At 54.6% G+C, this 15,593-nt stretch carries 14 protein-coding genes and 1 riboswitch; of the genes, 9 read left to right on the plus strand and 5 right to left on the minus strand.

Annotated features, from left to right (window positions below; translation table 11 throughout):
• Window positions 1–109 precede the first annotated feature (109 nt).
• Complete coding sequence (locus tag C7820_RS31535; protein WP_116234396.1) at window positions 110–1,252, plus strand: transglutaminase domain-containing protein; 1,143 nt, start codon at window positions 110–112, stop codon at window positions 1,250–1,252.
• Window positions 1,253–1,410: 158 nt separating this feature from the next.
• On the opposite strand, the gene C7820_RS31540 is transcribed toward C7820_RS31535, so the two are convergent.
• Window positions 1,411–2,868: an amino acid permease gene (locus C7820_RS31540; protein WP_076176136.1), complete on the minus strand. Its 1,458-nt coding sequence runs from the start codon at window positions 2,866–2,868 to the stop codon at window positions 1,411–1,413.
• A gap of 130 nt (window positions 2,869–2,998) precedes the next feature.
• Window positions 2,999–3,206, minus strand: a riboswitch (Lysine riboswitch).
• A gap of 131 nt (window positions 3,207–3,337) precedes the next feature.
• Window positions 3,338–4,474 carry a virulence factor gene (locus tag C7820_RS31545; protein ID WP_116234397.1) on the minus strand — a complete coding sequence of 379 codons (1,137 nt, stop codon included), beginning with the start codon at window positions 4,472–4,474 and terminating at the stop codon, window positions 3,338–3,340.
• Window positions 4,475–4,912: 438 nt separating this feature from the next.
• Between C7820_RS31545 and C7820_RS31550 the strand changes: the two genes are divergently transcribed.
• The gene (locus tag C7820_RS31550) at window positions 4,913–5,896 is read left to right on the plus strand and encodes an MBL fold metallo-hydrolase (protein ID WP_116234398.1); all 984 of its coding nucleotides are present in this window, start codon (window positions 4,913–4,915) and stop codon (window positions 5,894–5,896) included.
• A 386-nt stretch (window positions 5,897–6,282) separates the two neighbouring features.
• The gene (locus C7820_RS31555; protein ID WP_116234399.1) at window positions 6,283–7,908 is read left to right on the plus strand and encodes an ABC-F family ATP-binding cassette domain-containing protein; all 1,626 of its coding nucleotides are present in this window, start codon (window positions 6,283–6,285) and stop codon (window positions 7,906–7,908) included.
• An 84-nt stretch (window positions 7,909–7,992) separates the two neighbouring features.
• On the opposite strand, the gene C7820_RS31560 is transcribed toward C7820_RS31555, so the two are convergent.
• Complete coding sequence (locus tag C7820_RS31560) at window positions 7,993–8,178, minus strand: hypothetical protein (RefSeq protein ID WP_076176128.1); 186 nt, start codon at window positions 8,176–8,178, stop codon at window positions 7,993–7,995.
• A 185-nt stretch (window positions 8,179–8,363) separates the two neighbouring features.
• On the opposite strand from C7820_RS31560, the gene C7820_RS31565 reads away from it, so the two are divergent.
• From C7820_RS31565 to C7820_RS31575, 3 genes are all read left to right on the plus strand, one after another.
• Window positions 8,364–9,242 (plus strand): cation diffusion facilitator family transporter, encoded by an 879-nt coding sequence (locus tag C7820_RS31565; RefSeq protein ID WP_116234400.1) that lies wholly within the window; start codon window positions 8,364–8,366, stop codon window positions 9,240–9,242.
• 294 nt (window positions 9,243–9,536) lie between these two features.
• Window positions 9,537–11,384, plus strand: a complete 1,848-nt coding sequence (locus C7820_RS31570) for a PQQ-binding-like beta-propeller repeat protein (RefSeq protein WP_181909260.1) — start codon at window positions 9,537–9,539, stop codon at window positions 11,382–11,384.
• 292 nt (window positions 11,385–11,676) lie between these two features.
• Window positions 11,677–12,510 (plus strand): C40 family peptidase, encoded by an 834-nt coding sequence (locus tag C7820_RS31575; protein WP_116234402.1) that lies wholly within the window; start codon window positions 11,677–11,679, stop codon window positions 12,508–12,510.
• A 175-nt stretch (window positions 12,511–12,685) separates the two neighbouring features.
• Here C7820_RS31575 and C7820_RS31580 read toward each other — a convergent pair whose 3' ends face one another.
• Window positions 12,686–13,072, minus strand: coding sequence for a hypothetical protein (locus C7820_RS31580; protein WP_116234403.1), 387 nt, complete (start codon window positions 13,070–13,072; stop codon window positions 12,686–12,688).
• Window positions 13,073–13,297: 225 nt separating this feature from the next.
• Between C7820_RS31580 and C7820_RS31585 the strand changes: the two genes are divergently transcribed.
• Window positions 13,298–13,897 (plus strand): hypothetical protein, encoded by a 600-nt coding sequence (locus C7820_RS31585; protein ID WP_147306317.1) that lies wholly within the window; start codon window positions 13,298–13,300, stop codon window positions 13,895–13,897.
• 135 nt (window positions 13,898–14,032) lie between these two features.
• Here C7820_RS31585 and C7820_RS31590 read toward each other — a convergent pair whose 3' ends face one another.
• The gene (locus C7820_RS31590) at window positions 14,033–14,197 is read right to left on the minus strand and encodes a DUF1328 domain-containing protein (protein ID WP_076176112.1); all 165 of its coding nucleotides are present in this window, start codon (window positions 14,195–14,197) and stop codon (window positions 14,033–14,035) included.
• Between the two features lie 245 nt (window positions 14,198–14,442).
• On the opposite strand from C7820_RS31590, the gene C7820_RS31595 reads away from it, so the two are divergent.
• Window positions 14,443–14,946 (plus strand): DUF948 domain-containing protein, encoded by a 504-nt coding sequence (locus tag C7820_RS31595; RefSeq protein ID WP_116234440.1) that lies wholly within the window; start codon window positions 14,443–14,445, stop codon window positions 14,944–14,946.
• 48 nt (window positions 14,947–14,994) lie between these two features.
• Window positions 14,995–15,507, plus strand: coding sequence for a hypothetical protein (locus C7820_RS31600; RefSeq protein WP_116234405.1), 513 nt, complete (start codon window positions 14,995–14,997; stop codon window positions 15,505–15,507).
• Window positions 15,508–15,593: the final 86 nt, after the last annotated feature.

The following is a 15,593-nucleotide window of genomic DNA, read 5'->3' on the forward strand; positions in this document are numbered from 1 at the left end:
AGTCATTTGGAAGGGCCATTTTCATGTACGGGTGGGCTCGTTCGGCCATGGGATGACAAAAGCGGCAAAGGTGTGGACCGGCATGATGGTCAGGAAGGGAGGGGGCCATATGATTGTAAAGCGCTTCTCGCTCGTCTCGGTGCTGCTCTTTGGAACGGTGGTTGCCGCCGCCGTTTCCCCGAGCATTGATTGGCAAAGGGTATATGCGGCCGCGACCTCTCCGGCGAATGTGGTCACGACTGTGGACGGGATTCAGGCGAAGCTGCTGGCCGCCATGAATCAGCGCCTGGAGAAGATTCAGTTTGTGTACCAGGGCAAGACGTCAGCCCTCAAGAGCCAGCTGAAGAGCGCCCTCGAACAGGCGCTGGAGAGCGATCCCTACATCAATTACACGATCGAAAGCTATGGCTACTCCTACAGTGGCAGCTCGAAATCGGCCACGGTGAGTGTGCAGCTCCGCTACCGGGAAACGGCCGCGCAGACGGCTTACGTCGACCAGCGGGTGAAGGCGGTACTCGGCAGCCTGATCCGGCCTGGCATGAACGATCATGAGAAGATCAAGGCGATCCATGACTGGGTGATACTCCATTTGAAATACGATATGACCCTTCAGAAATATACCGCTTATGACGGACTCAGCTCGGGCAGCACGGTTTGCCAGGGGTATTCGCTGCTGACTTACAAGATGCTGAAGGAAGCCGGAATTCCGAATAAAATTGTGGAAGGCACCGCCGCCCCGAAAGATACGGGCGTGAATCAGCTGCATGCCTGGAATCTGGTGTTACTTGACGGCAAATGGTACCACTTGGACACGACCTGGGATGATCCCGCTCCGGACAAGGCCGGTGAGGTCGGTACGGGCTATTACCTGCGCACAGACGCGCAGATGAGGAAGGACCATGCATGGACCAAAACCTATCCCGCTGCCGTGACCTTGTATCGCGACACGCTGTCCGGCCTGATCCGGCAGGGAGGAAGCCATCTGGCGTTTTACCAGAAGCTGCAGGAACAGCTCGAGTACCAGCTGTATGATCCGGCGCAGATCGTATCGACATCCGCCCAGCTCAGCGCCAAGGCCAAACCGGTAGTCGCCGCGGGAGAGCACTCGCTGCTCTTCCGGTTCCGCGGGGACAAGGAGCAGCTGCTCGGCGCCCTGCAGGATTTGTACCGGCTTGGGGTGAGCTCGATCTCATACACGCAAAGCCCGCTGGATGAGACGGGGGATTTGAGAATTTACGTCACTTGGAAATAGGCAAAGCGTGTATTGGCGGGCAAAGGTCGCCGGAATGCAGAACGCCCCCTCACTGCGAAGCCCGGAGCTTGGCAGGAGGGGCTTTTGGTGTTTGGCGAAAGCCATCAGCACATAAAAAAGGAGACTCACATGTTCATCTGTGAGTCTCCTTTTTAACGTTACCGCGGGTCGTGGGTGGTCAGGTCGCACTGCTCCAGCGGGGTCAGTTTGGTTTTCTTTTTCCACTTGTAGCCGAACCATACGGCCAGGAACAGCGGAATGCTGACGTATGTCACGAGAATGCCGTACCAGTCGATTTTACTGCCGGTAAACGCTCCGGTGTTCTGTCCCAGGATCGCGATGATGCACAGGATAAAGGCGAAGATCGGTCCGAACGGGAACCAGCGCGCCCGGTAGGGCAGCTCGTCCAGGGAATGTCCCTGGGCGAGGAAAGCCCGCCGGAAACGGTAATGGCAGACGGCGATGCCGAGCCAGTTAATAAAGCCGCACATGCCGGAGGCGTTCAGCAGCCAGTTGTACACGACCCCGTCGCCGAACAGGGAGGCCAGGAACGCCAGCATACCGATCGCCGTGGTGATCAAGAGTGCGTACACGGGAACGCCGCGGCTGTTCAGCCGGCTCAAAAATTTGGGTGCCAGGCCGTCCTTGGCCATGGCATACAGCACGCGGGTGGAGGCGTACATGCCGGAGTTGCCCGCCGACAGCACGGAGCTCAGAATGACCGCGTTCATGACGGACGCCGCAAAAGCCAGCCCCGCCTTTTGGAATACCAGCGTGAACGGGCTGACGCCGATATTGTTCAGATCGGTCTTCAGCAGGTTCGGATTCGTATAAGGAATCAGGAAGCCGATGACGATGATCGCCAAAATGTAGAAGATCAGGATCCGCCAAAATACCTGCTTGATGGCGCGCGGCACGTTTTGGCGGGGATTTTCGCTCTCCCCTGCGGCCACCCCGATCAGCTCGGTTCCTTGGAATGAAAAGCCCGCCGCCATAAAGACGCCGACGAAAGCAAAGAATCCGCCATGGAAGGAGCTGCCTCCCAGGTTGAAGTTCTCGAAGCCGACCGGCTTGCCCCCCATGATCCCGAAGATCATCAGAATGCCGACAATCAGGAAAATAATGACGACCGCGATTTTAATAATGGCAAACCAGTATTCGGATTCGCCGTAGCCCTTGGCTGATAGAATATTGAGGGCAAACATAATGGCTAAAAACAGCAGACTCCACAAAAAGGAGGGAGAGTCCGGAAACCAATATTTGATAATGACCGTCGCCGCGGACAGCTCGGCCGCGATCGTGATCGCCCAGTTGTACCAGAAGTTCCAGCCGACGGCAAATCCGAAGGCCGGGCTGACGAAGCGGGTGCCGTAGGTGCTGAACGAGCCGGAATCCGGCATGTAGGTAGCCATTTCCCCCAGGCTTGTCATCAGAAAATAAACCATGAGGCCGACGGCGGCATAGGCCAGAATCGCTCCGCCCGGTCCGGAGGAGGAGATGGCGCTGCCGCTGGCCAGAAAGAGCCCGGTGCCGATAGAGCCGCCGAGGGCGATCATCGTCATGTGCCGGGATTTCAGGCTCTGTTTGAGTGCCGTTGCCGGTGTTTTTAAACGCATAAAAAGAAATCATCCCTTCAAATATGAATATGACTTCATGGAGTGGAAGGGGAACAACCAAAAGGGACCCCAGGTATGAAGTACCCGCGGTCCCGATAAATGACGCTATGGCTTCCGCACCCGTGCTTCCATGAAAGATAGCTCATCACGGCGTCTTCATCCTCCTGCAGGAGGAAGGAACACCGCGACAGTTCTGTCCCTTTCGGAGAACAGACCCAGCATGCCAACCGCAGAGCGGGTTCGCACACTTCGGCGGAAGGCGCCCTTCACTGTCCGTCACCGGCGGCTCTTACGCCTCGGAACAGCTACTCATCGCTTCCGCAACCTCTACCTCACCTTTGGACGGATGAGGTTATCTTTTACATATTTCCTTGTATTGATGTATTGAACACGTAACATAGTAACGTATTACGCCGGGAAAAGGCAATGGTTATTGCTGGAACTCCGGAAGAGCCGCTTCCTGCAGCTTTCAGGAGCGGCTCCGCTTGGCCATCTGCTGCCATACGGTGCCTGCGGCCTGCTCGCCGGATTCGATGCGTTCCAAGGCCATCCGCGCCTGCAGACTCACTTCGAACTCGGGATCGTTCACCGCTTCCTCCAGGGCATCGCGCGCTTCTTCCGTCCCTACTTCATACAGGAAGCGGGCGGCGCGCCAGCGGACGATCTTGCTGCTGTCCTTCAGCGTCGCCTGCATCGCCGGCGTGGCCGCCGGGTCGCCGATGTCGGACAGCGTGTCGCCCGCCGTCCGGCGGACAGTCGGCGAGCTGTCCTTCAGCGCCTCGTACAGCAGCTCCATCGCTTCCGGCGTGCGCAGATCGCCGAGGTAGACGACCGCCAGGCGGCGGGTCTGCATCTTCTCGTCATGCAGCGCCTGACGAATGATCGGCAGCCGCTCCTCGGTCGGCTGCATGCCGTCCAGGGCGGCATAGCGAACCTTCCAGTCGGCGCTCTGCATCGCCTCGGCGAGCTCGGTGTCGCTCAGCTCACGCCGCTCCTCTTCAAACTCGCTCTCACTGGTGCCATGGGCGATCGCCTGCTCGATGACCTGCTTCAGCCGATCCTCGGGGAAGGCCGCTTCAAGCTCCTGCTCGACCTCACCGGCGATATCCTCCAGCTCCCCATAGCGGACGCCGTAATCCTTCAGCTTGCGCTCCTTGATCATTGTCGCCGCGGTGACTTCCATTACGGCTTTCGTGAAGCGGTCGGACAGCGCCCGGCGAACCTCCTGAGTGCCCGATTTCACGCGGATCTGCATCGGGATGCCCCGGAAAAACTGCACGAACACTTCCGCCTCGCCGTAGTGGCTGCCGGCTTCCGCGTCTTCTTCCGTGAATTGGCTTGTCAGGCCCTCCTGGCCGAACCGCTCCTGCACTTCGCCAAGGATGGCGGACCAGTCCGCGCTGCCCTGGCGTTCCAAGGCGACAAAGTCAAGGGTATGGAACACGCTCTTGACCCCTTGGATATGCAGCATCTCCCGGATCCAAGCCGGGGCGGAGCGTTCATTGTCAAGCGTATATGTTTTGCGGATACCGGGCTCCAGACTCTCATCCAGGTGCAGCTTCATAGAGTTCGGGCTCGGCGTTGGCTCGATAAATTTGATCTTCACAGATAAAGACCTCCTTCTTCTTCAATAACTTTTACTATTGAAAAAAATGATACAACTCATTCCTATATAGATGAAACCACCATCTAAACTACAGTTTACCTCACTTTGCCCCCAAACATAAACCTTTTGCCGCGGATAGAAAACGGATGGAAAGACGACAATGACTAAGAGGTTACCAAGCTGCATAGAAGGAGCTGTACTGCCGCGTGATATTCACCATTTATTTCGCGCCGATGCTGATTGTCGTCGTGACTATGATGCTTTTGGCGCTGTACGTCATTCATTACTCCGACCTGCATGACGAATAATTCATAGACTTAGCGGCAAGCGAGCTTGCGAAAGAGCGATACATTCGAGCGTCAGCTCTTGTGGTACACAGGGTTTCGGATCGGGTAAAATGGAATAAACAGTGATTACACCCGGGAAGGAGGGGGACTCTTGCCGAAGATCCGTTACAATAACATGGATAATGTCAGTACGGATAAAACGTTGAAGCAGTTCAGACAGTGGCGCCAGGAGCGGCGCCAGAAGAAAAAGGACTACAGCTTTCAAATCCCGAATATGCCGCCGGATCTGGAGTATCTGCACGGCAACCGGCAGGATACGTCGATTACCTGGATCGGCCACTCCACCTTTTTCATCCAATACGAGGGCCTCAATATTTTGACGGACCCGGTCTGGGCCAAAAGAATGGGCTTTGAGCGGCGCCTCGGTGCGCCCGGCCTCCTGATCGAAGATGTGCCGCCGGTGGACATCATTCTCATATCGCACTCCCACTATGACCATATGCACATGGCTTCCATCCGGAAGCTGTACCGGGCGGGCACGACGCTGATCGTTCCGGTCGGCCTCCGCGCGAAGATGGTCCGCAAAGGGTTCCACAATTGCCGGGAGCTGAAGTGGTGGGAGCATGTAGTCATCGGCCAGGTGAAGATCAGCTTCGTCCCGACGCAGCACTGGACGCGCCGCACGCCGTTTGACACCAACACCTCGCACTGGGGCGGCTTTGTGCTGGAGCCGCATGAGACAGGGGAAGCCGGTAACGCCGGAGCGGAAGACGGCACCAGGATGCTGCCGCCCAACGTCTATTTTGCGGGGGACAGCGGGTATTTTGCCGGCTTCAAAGAGATTGGCCGTCGCTTCAACCTGCATGTGGCGCTGATGCCGATCGGGGCGTATGAGCCCGAATGGTTTATGACGTCGCAGCACGTCAATCCCGAAGAGGCGCTGCAGGCTTTTCTGGATGTGGGGGCCGATATGATGATCCCGATGCATTACGGCACGTTCCGCCTGGCCGACGATACGGCCCGGGAGGCGCTGGACCGGATGGAGGCGGAGCGGGTCCGGCTCGGTCTGAGTGAGGAGCGGATTAAAGTGATGCATTACGGGGAGACGCTGACGATCCACCCGGAGCGGAGGTAGTTCCGGATACCGAACAGGAATCGGATACGTCGATAAATCCATACGAAACACCGGAAAGGCCGCCGGGCGGCTTCTTTCCGGTGTTTTTGCATGGACCCTTACACCATGGTGAATTCGAGCGGTTTGGACAACGCCCCCCATCCTTCCATTTTGGGGTCCCTTCGATTATCTCTTAGCGCGAGCGGGAATAGAAATAGATAAAAACGATAATATTGATAGAGATAGGCAATGATAGGACAAACGTCCGGGTAGGGGAAGGAATACCCGGGCTCGGCCGAATCCGCGGGCTATACTTTGTTCCTTCTATTATGAAATGGGCTTCGAACGCACGTTGATTTATGCTATAATGTGCTGAAGCCTACTAGCGAAAGGAATGGTAATACTTCATGATCAGTACAAGCGGCGTGACACTCCGTTACGGAAAACGCGCACTTTTTGAAGATGTAAATATAAAATTTACGCCAGGCAACTGCTACGGTTTGATCGGCGCCAACGGAGCCGGCAAATCGACGTTCCTCAAGATCCTCTCCGGCGAAATCGAGCCGAACCAGGGCGAGGTTCACATGACACCGGGCGAACGCCTTGCGGTGCTGAAGCAGAACCATTTTGAATACGACGAGTATCCGGTTTTGGAAACCGTCATCATGGGTCACAGCCGTCTGTATACCATTATGAAGGAAAAGGATGCGCTGTATGCGAAAGCGGACTTTTCCGAGGAGGACGGACTTCGTGCGGGTGAGCTTGAAGGCGAATTCGCCGAACTGAACGGATGGGATGCCGAGCCTGACGCGGCCGCGCTCCTGATCGGCCTCGGCATTCCGCGCGAGCTGCATGACAAGAAAATGGTGGAGCTCTCCGGCAACGAGAAGGTCCGCGTCCTGCTGGCACAGGCGCTGTTCGGCCGTCCGAACAATCTGCTGCTCGACGAGCCTACCAACCACTTGGACCTCGAATCGATTCAGTGGCTCGAGAACTTCCTGATGGACTACGAAGGCACTGTCATCGTCGTATCCCACGACCGTCACTTCCTGAACAAGGTTTGTACGCATATCGCGGATATCGACTTCGGCAAAATCCAGCTGTACGTGGGTAACTATGACTTCTGGTACGAATCCAGTAAATTGGCGCTGGAGCTCCAGCGCGAGTCCAACAAGAAGAAGGAAGAGAAAATCAAGGAGCTGCAGGCATTTATTCAGCGGTTCTCCGCGAATGCTTCCAAATCCAAGCAGGCGACTTCCCGGAAGAAGCAGCTGGAGAAAATTACGCTGGACGATATCCGGCCTTCCAACCGGAAATATCCGTTCCTTCATTTCAAGCCGGAGCGTGAAGCAGGCAAGCAATTGCTGACGGTAGACCGCCTCACGAAGACGGTTGAAGGCGAGAAGGTACTGGATGAGCTGAGCTTCGTCGTAAACAAAGGCGACAAGATCGCTTTTGTCGGCCCGAACGGACTGCCGAAGTCGATGCTGTTCGAAGTGCTGATGGGCAAGGCGGAGCCGGACGCGGGCGAGTTCTCCTGGGGCGTTACGACGACACAGGCGTACTTCCCGAAAGACAACTCCGAATATTTTGACGGGGTGGACCTCAACCTGGTGGAATGGCTTCGCCAATTCTCCAAGGATCAGGACGAGACGTTCCTGCGCGGTTTCCTGGGCCGGATGCTGTTCTCCGGCGAAGAAGCGCTGAAGAAGGCGAGCGTTCTCTCCGGGGGAGAGAAGGTGCGCTGTATGCTGGCCAAGATGATGCTGAACGGCGCGAACGTGCTGCTACTCGACGAGCCGACGAACCACTTGGACCTCGAGTCTATCACCGCGCTGAACAACGGGCTGATCGACTTCGACGGCACGATCCTGTTCACATCGCATGACCATCAGTTCATTCAGACGATCGCCAACCGGATCATCGAAATTACGCCGAACGGCATCATTGACAAAGTCATGACGTACGACGAGTATCTGGAAAACGATGAAATCAAGGCGCTGCGCGAGCAGATGTATCCGCAGGAAGTTTAACGCTTCAAGCCATGAAAAAAAGCTGCCATTCCCTTAAGCGGGGGTGGCAGCTTTTTTGTGTTGTCCGTAAAGCTCGTGGCTTGTTTAGGACCCGCCAGTGCGGCGGCGCTGATTGTTGGGCTTTTTCGTGTTTTGGCTCTTCATCGCGTGCGGGGCATTGCTTTGGAAGCCGCCGGGCTTGCCGCCCTTGTTTTGCTGCTTCTTCTGCTCCAGCTTCGCGCGGATGGCGTCGGCCAAATTGACCTTTTTGGCGTCCTGATTATCCGTCATGGGTAGGGTTCCTCCCTTTGGGGTTGTGTCCTTATTCTAGCTGTTTTTGCGGCTCCCCACAAGAGATGGGAGAGACAAAACCTCTTGAACATAAGCAACTATGTTTCTCTGGACCCACACGACTTTCGTTTGTTAGGATAAAAAAGTGCCTTTGGGCATGAAACGGTGAAAAGGGGCCAACGAACTTGGATCATATCTATGAAGATATCCGAAAAGGGGAACGCGGCGCCTGGATCAGCATTGCGGCGTATTTGATCCTCTCCGCGGGCAAGCTGGTCGGCGGTTACTTCTTTGCATCCAGCGCCCTGCTTGCAGACGGATTTAACAATCTGACCGATATCGTGGCATCGGCTGCCGTGCTGATCGGCCTGCGGATATCGCAGAAACCGCCGGACTCAGACCACCCGTACGGTCATTTTCGTGCGGAGACGGTGGCATCGCTGATCGCTTCGTTTATTATGGGCATAGTCGGTATTCAGGTGCTGGTGGAGGCGGTCAAATCCCTGTTTATGGGCAAAGAAGCCTCGCCGGATTTATGGTCGGCCGGTGTGGCGGCTGTCTGCGCTGTATGCATGCTGTTCGTCTATTTATATAATAGAAAGCTGGCCAAGGAGATTAAGAGCCAGGCCTTGATGGCGGCCGCCAAAGACAATCTGTCCGACGCGCTGGTCAGTATCGGGGCGGCGGTCGGGATTGTCGGGGCACAGTTCGGCCTGCCATGGCTGGATGTGGTGGCGGCGTTTGCCGTAGGTCTGCTGATCTGCAAGACGGCCTGGGATATTTTCCGCGATTCCACCTACCGCTTGACTGACGGGTTCGATCAGGAGGAACTCCGCGATCTGCGAGGCACCATTGCCAAAACCCCCGGCGTTGAAGGCATCAACGATGTGAAAGCCAGGGTTCACGGCAATCATGTCCTGGTCGATGTCGTCATCGTGGTTGACCCCACCCTCAGCCTGATCGAAGGGCATGCCATCAGCGACAAGATCGAAGAGCGGATGAAGAGGATTCATAATATTATGAACGTCCACGTCCATGTGGAGCCTCGGGAGAAAAGCTTGTGAAGGCCGGTTCCTTTGAAAAGCTCCCGTGTTCTTGATAAGCTTCGGTGAACAGCAGCCACAGTGCATAAGCATTGTGGCTGTTTTTGCGTCCGCCCGCTGCCTTTCGGAGAAATAGTCTCAGCTATGGGTCTGACGAAGCGTGAAAATAAAAATTGGAAAACGGTTCCAACGTAGCAGGTAATTATGAGGTTTGTGGGATATCCAGTTGGAGAAATTCGATGAATAATGACATAGATGGAGGGATTTTACAAATTCCTGCGTCAAATCATGCTTACGATGGAAAGGGGTAAGGCTGTGAACAGAACGTTGTGGCGATTGTGGACTGCTTGCACTGCCGGATTGCTGGTGATGGTTGGGATGTGGCCCGGGTTCAGCCTTGCGGCAGCCGAACCGACGCGGTCGGCGATTGAATGGTCCAGGGATTACGGAAGCCAGTCCAGCGGAGAGGGGGTCATCCCTACATCAGACGGTGGCTATCTAGCCCTGGGCGATATCTACGACTCGTATCAAAAGGCCTATGTGGTCAAGCTGGATGGAGAAGGGCAGGTGGAATGGGAGCAGAAGCTGGCTTATTATGACTGGGGGTCCAGTACGGCATACCGGGCCATTGAGACCAAGGACGGGGGTTACCTCATTGCAGGGAACACGGCTGAAGAGTTTGAGCCGATTCGGCAGCTGTTCCTGATCAGGCTGGATGCATCGGGGAATGTGGTGTGGCAGAAGGTCCTGGATGCACAGGGGTATGATCAAAACCCGAAAGCCATCGTCGAGACGGAGGATGGCAGCTTTCTGATCGCCGGAAGCGGGATCGTCCACTGGGTTGCTTATGACAGAGCTTATATCGCCAAGATCGATCAAAATGGGAATACGCTGTGGTACAATCAGTACAATTTTTCGGGAAGCGACTATTTAACCGATCTGATTCCCGCAAGCGACGGGGGTTACATCGCTGTCGGCCATGCAGGTATGGTTGATTATGAATCGAGAGAACATGATGCGATGCTGGTGATGAAGATCGATGATCAAGGCAAAGAGGTGTGGTCGAAGCAAACGGTCGAGCCGCGCAGCGGCTGGACAGCCTACTCGGTCATTCCGGCCGAGGACGGAGGCTATATGATCTTGAGCCGTAAATCCGTCAACGGCAACGGCGTGCCGGTACTTACCAAGACGGATCTGACCGGACAGGTGCAATGGGAAAAGACATACCCGGATGGTGCCAATTCGCAGAATTTCAATCGTTTGGTCCGGACGGAAGAGGGCTACGCGATGCTGGGGGAACATGTTACATACTTGGACTGGAGCTCAGAGTGGAAGCATCAATATAGCGTGTTAAGCGTTGATCGGAACGGAGAATTGATCAGCAGGGAATTGTTCAAGGGGCCTCCGATCTACAGGGTCGGTACCGCATCGGGAACTCCGGACGGAGGTTATATTTTCCCGGGAACCGTGCAGCGGGGGGACGGAGCGAAATTCCAGCTGATGAAGCTCACGCCGCCGGCGGATCAGCCGCCTGCTGAGCGAACGATGACAGGCATCGCATTTTTGGAAAAGGAAAAGAAATTGAAAACAGGTTCAAGCGTCTCCACTGTGCTGCAAGCGGTTTATGACGACGGAACCCGAAGCGATTTGTCCAACGCCGCGGTCTACGTTTCGGGGGACGCTGCGATTGCCGAAGTCGACGCATTGGGCCGGCTCACGGGAAAGGAGCTGGGGAACACCTATGTGGAAGCATCTTACGAGGGCTATGCAGCAAGATTGAACGTAACTGTACTGCCGGAAGATACGGGGGAGTATGATCCCCTGAACGGCTATCTCGAGCTGGATTCGTCCCAATACTCGCTTTCGGAAGGTTCGACGCTGGATATCAAGGTTTTTTTGTATGACTATTCGACACAGACGAGATCGGATATTACCAAACAGGTTCAATTCAGCAGCAGTCATTCGGACGTCGCCGAAGTGGACGGGGAAGGAAATCTGATCGGTCATAAGCCGGGCTTGACCCAGATCTCTGCCCAATATAAGGGAGGCAGAACGATGGCCTCGGTCCAAGTCGTCCGTGCTGCTGCTCCAATCGGAAATGACCTTCCGGATCAAGGCGGGACGGATAGCGGGAAGGATCTGAAGGATTCTGCAGAGGAATGATCGTGTAAAGTTTCGTCTGGTGGAAACATGGATGAACAAGGCTGGCTCTGAACAGGGCCGGCCTTGTTCTACTTTTTGGGCGCTGCAGGTATTTCCTAAATGTTCCCTGATTTCCAGGGACCAGGCGTATTTAAGACCATAGACCTGTTTTATACCAACATTTGGAGTGTTTATTTGTGTAAAAAGGGCCATGCGGTTTCTCGATCCTCCTGCCTATAATGAGAGCAAGCGCTAAGCAGGCCGGCGTTCCCCGGTTTCTACAAGCGACTCAGACATCTCAAGGAGGAATGAAATGATTAACATCAAGAAAAGCTTACTCGGATGCCTGCTATTATCCGCTGCCATTTCTGCAGCCGTCATCATCCCGACCGGACATGAGGCTCAAGCGGCGTCGGCATCCAGCCAGGTTCAGGCACAGGGCCAGGTCGGCGTTATCCAGGCCTCGGTGAACCTTCGGGACAAGCCTTCCCTGTCCAGCAACGTGCTCGGTTATGTGAAAAAAGGAGAGACCGTGCAGATTTTGGAGAAAAGCACGGCTTATTATTATAAAGTGAAAACTTCGTCGGGCAAGGTTGGCTACGTCAGCACCCGCGAAAAATACATAGCCGTTAAGGGCACTGGTTCGGCATCCCAGCCAAGTACCGGATCCTCTGAAGCGGCACCACCCGTCTCCGCGGAAAATACGAATGCCATGATCGAAAAGGTGATCCAGACCGGCATGAAGTATCTGGGAACTCCTTACGAGTTTGGTTCCAACCGGAATACGACGACCACGTTCGACTGTTCGGATTTTACCCGCCAAATCTTCAAAGAGGCTGCAGGCGTTGTGCTTCCGGCAGATTCCAGACAGCAGGGTTCCTGGGTGAAGGAACACAGCGGAGCTGTATACAGCACGGACCAGCTGAAGCGGGGAGATCTCGTGTTCTTTATGAGTTACCGCGGATCCAGCGCTTCCGCCTATCAAGGCGTTGATAAGTCCAGCCAGCGGATTACCCATGTAGCGGTATATCTGGGCGACGGCAAACTGCTGCATACCTACTCCAATCAGGCCGGCGGCGTTACGGTATCGGATTTCAGCAACTCTTGGAAGCTGAGATTTCTGTACGGTGGCAGCGTTCTGAAATAAAGGCCGCGTAAATGCAAAGGACCGGAGAATTCTCCGGTCCTTTGTCGTCCCCCGCAAAGGCTTCGCTGTACGGGAGGTTTGATGATATTCTATGTAGAAGGAACTAAATGACGCCGACACCCGTTAGTAAACTCCTTAGTTCTTTCTAGTAATGGCATGTTGCTTTTAGGATGTCTTATTTTACGAGAATCCAGGCCGTTCCGAGCCACGTGTAAACTTCCACCCACTCACCGAGGAGCGATCCAACGCGGTTGCCTGTAGTGTCCACCACTTGCGGGGCCAGGACGCTTGCGACTTTACCGCCGGGCTCAAAGTAAAACGGTGTATTTACCGTCAGGATGAGAGGCACCGTAGGCGTTGTTACTTCTTCTCCTGCCGAAATGATCGGCTCAGGTACCAGCTTGGTAGGTTCAGCAACCGTTTCCGACGAGCCTGTGACCGAAGTCGTAATGGACGGAGTGCTGTTCGTTGTGGACGTTGTGGATGCGCTGTCCGCGAACGCTGCGGTTCCCATGGAAGCCATTAATCCGAGTGCTGCTGCAATAGTGATGATTTTTTTCATAGACTGTGTTCCTCCTTGGATATAGTATGCTTCTACACTATCCAAATAACCCTCTTACAGACAATTGAACCAAGTTATCTAGTAGATCGTAGAAAAAAAGATTGTTTTAGTTTACCATAAATATGGTAGAAGCGTCAGGGAGGATGGTACCAAAAATCCCGGCTGCCTGCTTTTGAAATAGGCCAAAAATAAAACTTTAGAAATGCGCCGAATGGTGGAGTGAACTTGCTTTTCGGCAGAAAGGGGGCGGACATGCGCCTGGGGAAGTTTTTGTTTCGGTTCATAACAACGATCATCATCGTGGTCATTATCGCCGCCGGCGTGCTGATCTGGTACATCGCTCCGGACCGCAAACTGAATTTGAACTATACGGATCTGAATATCCAGGATAAAGCGATGCAGATGCTGAAGACGAAGAAACCGGAAATTACGCTGAACAACGAGGAATTGAATGAGCTGGCCAAGAAAGAGCTCATCAAGCACATGGGTGATATGCCCCCGCAGGTTACCGTTACCGGAGCCGAGTTCCAGTTCCATGGGCAGGAGGTTACGGCGGATATTAACGGCAAGTGGGAGTTTATCCCTTTTGGTGCTGAGCTGACCTTCACGATGGATGCGGACGGCAGCGTCATTGTGCTGAAGCATGAATCCACGAGGATCAAGTCGATCCGCGTCCCGGCGGAGACCTGGGGGCTGGGCACCCTTTCCGTGCCGCTCAGGGAGCACTTGCCGGACATCCTTAGAGTGGACGATGTTCAGTTCTTGGATGAAGGCGTCAAGCTGACGTTCAAGCTGAACTGGCTGGATCTGCCGTCGCTCTTTTAATGAAACAAAGATTGCGGGCATTAAAAAAACCAAGCGCCTTCTATCCGAAGGACCGCTTGGTTTTTTTGCTCATTCTAACCTTTTTCTTATCTCTTTGGGCTTGTTCGTCTTCTCGTATCAGCTGCCCTTATACCGTTAAGGCGTTCGGCTGCGGCCGGTAAACAGGGAGATGATAAAGAGAACCAGGAAAATGAAGAACAGCACCTTGGCAATCGTAGCCGCCGCAGATACGATTCCGAAGAATCCGAAGATTCCGGCGACGATCGCAATAATTAAGAAGATAATCGACCATTTCAACATCTTGCTCACCTTTCTTTCCTGTAGAGTTTGGGCGATAAATGACCGGACATACGCCGATAAACCAGCGGGTCCCGTTCACCCTCGTAGTCATACTTAACCGGGCCCAAGGGGAATGAAACAAGCCCTGCCTTTGGTAAAAAACGGCGCTGTTTCGTCATTTGGGCGATAGGGTAACTAACGCTTAAGCGAGCCTTACAGGAAGCATGGAAGGCATCTTGAAGAGACAAGAAAGAGAGGTTATGCACATGATTATGTCGCTTAGTGTCGCGTTAATCGCGGTCGCTTTTGCGGTCCTGGTCGTTTATCTCATTAAAACGCTGCTGGCCGCGAAAAGTTCGCTCGAGAAGACGACGCAAACGCTCCAGGAGGTTCAGCAGACGATCGACGAACTCAGCTATGAGATCAAGCAAATCGTTCGGCACGCCAACGATATTACGGCGGATGTCGAACATAAGATGAAACAGATTGATCCGGTCATGAATTCGGTGAAAAACTTGGGTGAAGTGCTCAGCGAGTTAACCCTGGCTGCGAAACAGGCTTCCACAACCTTGATTCACAAGTTCAAGCAGCCTAAGCACCAGGTAGAGTCCCGTCCGCGGCACATGCTTGCCTCCGCGTCGACGCCGGAAGAGCGCACAATCCAGTCCTATTCGGCTGTATATGAAACGGGAGCAAAGGCCAAGCCTGCGGCTAACGTGGTAAAGTGGATCGACACCGCCGCGACGGTCTGGCAGAGACTGCGACGGTAGGACCTATGGCTCAGGCTGGATCCATTGACAACAGAAAGGATGAGAATCATGTTGAAAATGATTACGCTGCTGCTTGGAATGCTGTCACCCTTGTCCTTCGTGTCCGCTGCCCAGCCTGACCCGGGCCATACGGCGAATGCCCAGACTGTGCGGCAGGCCGTCCAGCAAATCCCTGATCGCTTTACCGCGTTTGATACGATGAACGGGGTTTCCCTGAACGATACCAAGCAGGAGGTCCTCGCCCACAAGGGCAAGCCGCTGAAAGTGACAACCGATCCGTTCACCGGCTGCTCGGCTTACGTCTACCAGGATGCGGCGGTCGTGCTCTGCGACGGCATCGTGGACTACGTTCATGTGGGAGCGGCTGCAGGGAAGATGCAAATCAACGGTTCCTGGATCCCTTTGAGCAAATACCGGGTTGCCGATGCTTTTGGGCAGCCGCAGTTCCGTGCGGAGGATGGTGACGTCTACCTTCGCGGACACCATGCCGTCAAGGTTTACACGGATCCGGAAACGGGAAGGCTCGCGGGAGTCGACTTTTTTGACCAAGCGAGTGAATAACCCGCCGTTTCCTGGAATCGGCGTTTCAACGATACCCGCAGAGGTTAATTAGAACATGTACGGGATCAACAAAGAATAGGAGAGTG

It is taken from the genome of Paenibacillus sp. VMFN-D1, assembly GCF_003386155.1.
In the GTDB taxonomy this organism is placed as follows: domain Bacteria; phylum Bacillota; class Bacilli; order Paenibacillales; family Paenibacillaceae; genus Paenibacillus_AQ; species Paenibacillus_AQ favisporus.

Bases quoted from the DNA above. Each gene is read 5' to 3' on its own strand.
- C7820_RS31535 (WP_116234396.1), top strand. From the start codon at position 110: ATGATTGTAAAGCGCTTCTCGCTCGTCTCGGTGCTGCTCTTTGGAACG.
- C7820_RS31540 (WP_076176136.1), bottom strand. From the start codon at position 2,868: ATGCGTTTAAAAACACCGGCAACGGCACTCAAACAGAGCCTGAAATCC.
- C7820_RS31555 (WP_116234399.1), top strand. From the start codon at position 6,283: ATGATCAGTACAAGCGGCGTGACACTCCGTTACGGAAAACGCGCACTT.
- C7820_RS31560 (WP_076176128.1), bottom strand. From the start codon at position 8,178: ATGACGGATAATCAGGACGCCAAAAAGGTCAATTTGGCCGACGCCATC.
- C7820_RS31575 (WP_116234402.1), top strand. From the start codon at position 11,677: ATGATTAACATCAAGAAAAGCTTACTCGGATGCCTGCTATTATCCGCT.
- C7820_RS31580 (WP_116234403.1), bottom strand. From the start codon at position 13,072: ATGAAAAAAATCATCACTATTGCAGCAGCACTCGGATTAATGGCTTCC.
- C7820_RS31590 (WP_076176112.1), bottom strand. From the start codon at position 14,197: ATGTTGAAATGGTCGATTATCTTCTTAATTATTGCGATCGTCGCCGGA.
- C7820_RS31595 (WP_116234440.1), top strand. From the start codon at position 14,443: ATGATTATGTCGCTTAGTGTCGCGTTAATCGCGGTCGCTTTTGCGGTC.
- C7820_RS31600 (WP_116234405.1), top strand. From the start codon at position 14,995: ATGTTGAAAATGATTACGCTGCTGCTTGGAATGCTGTCACCCTTGTCC.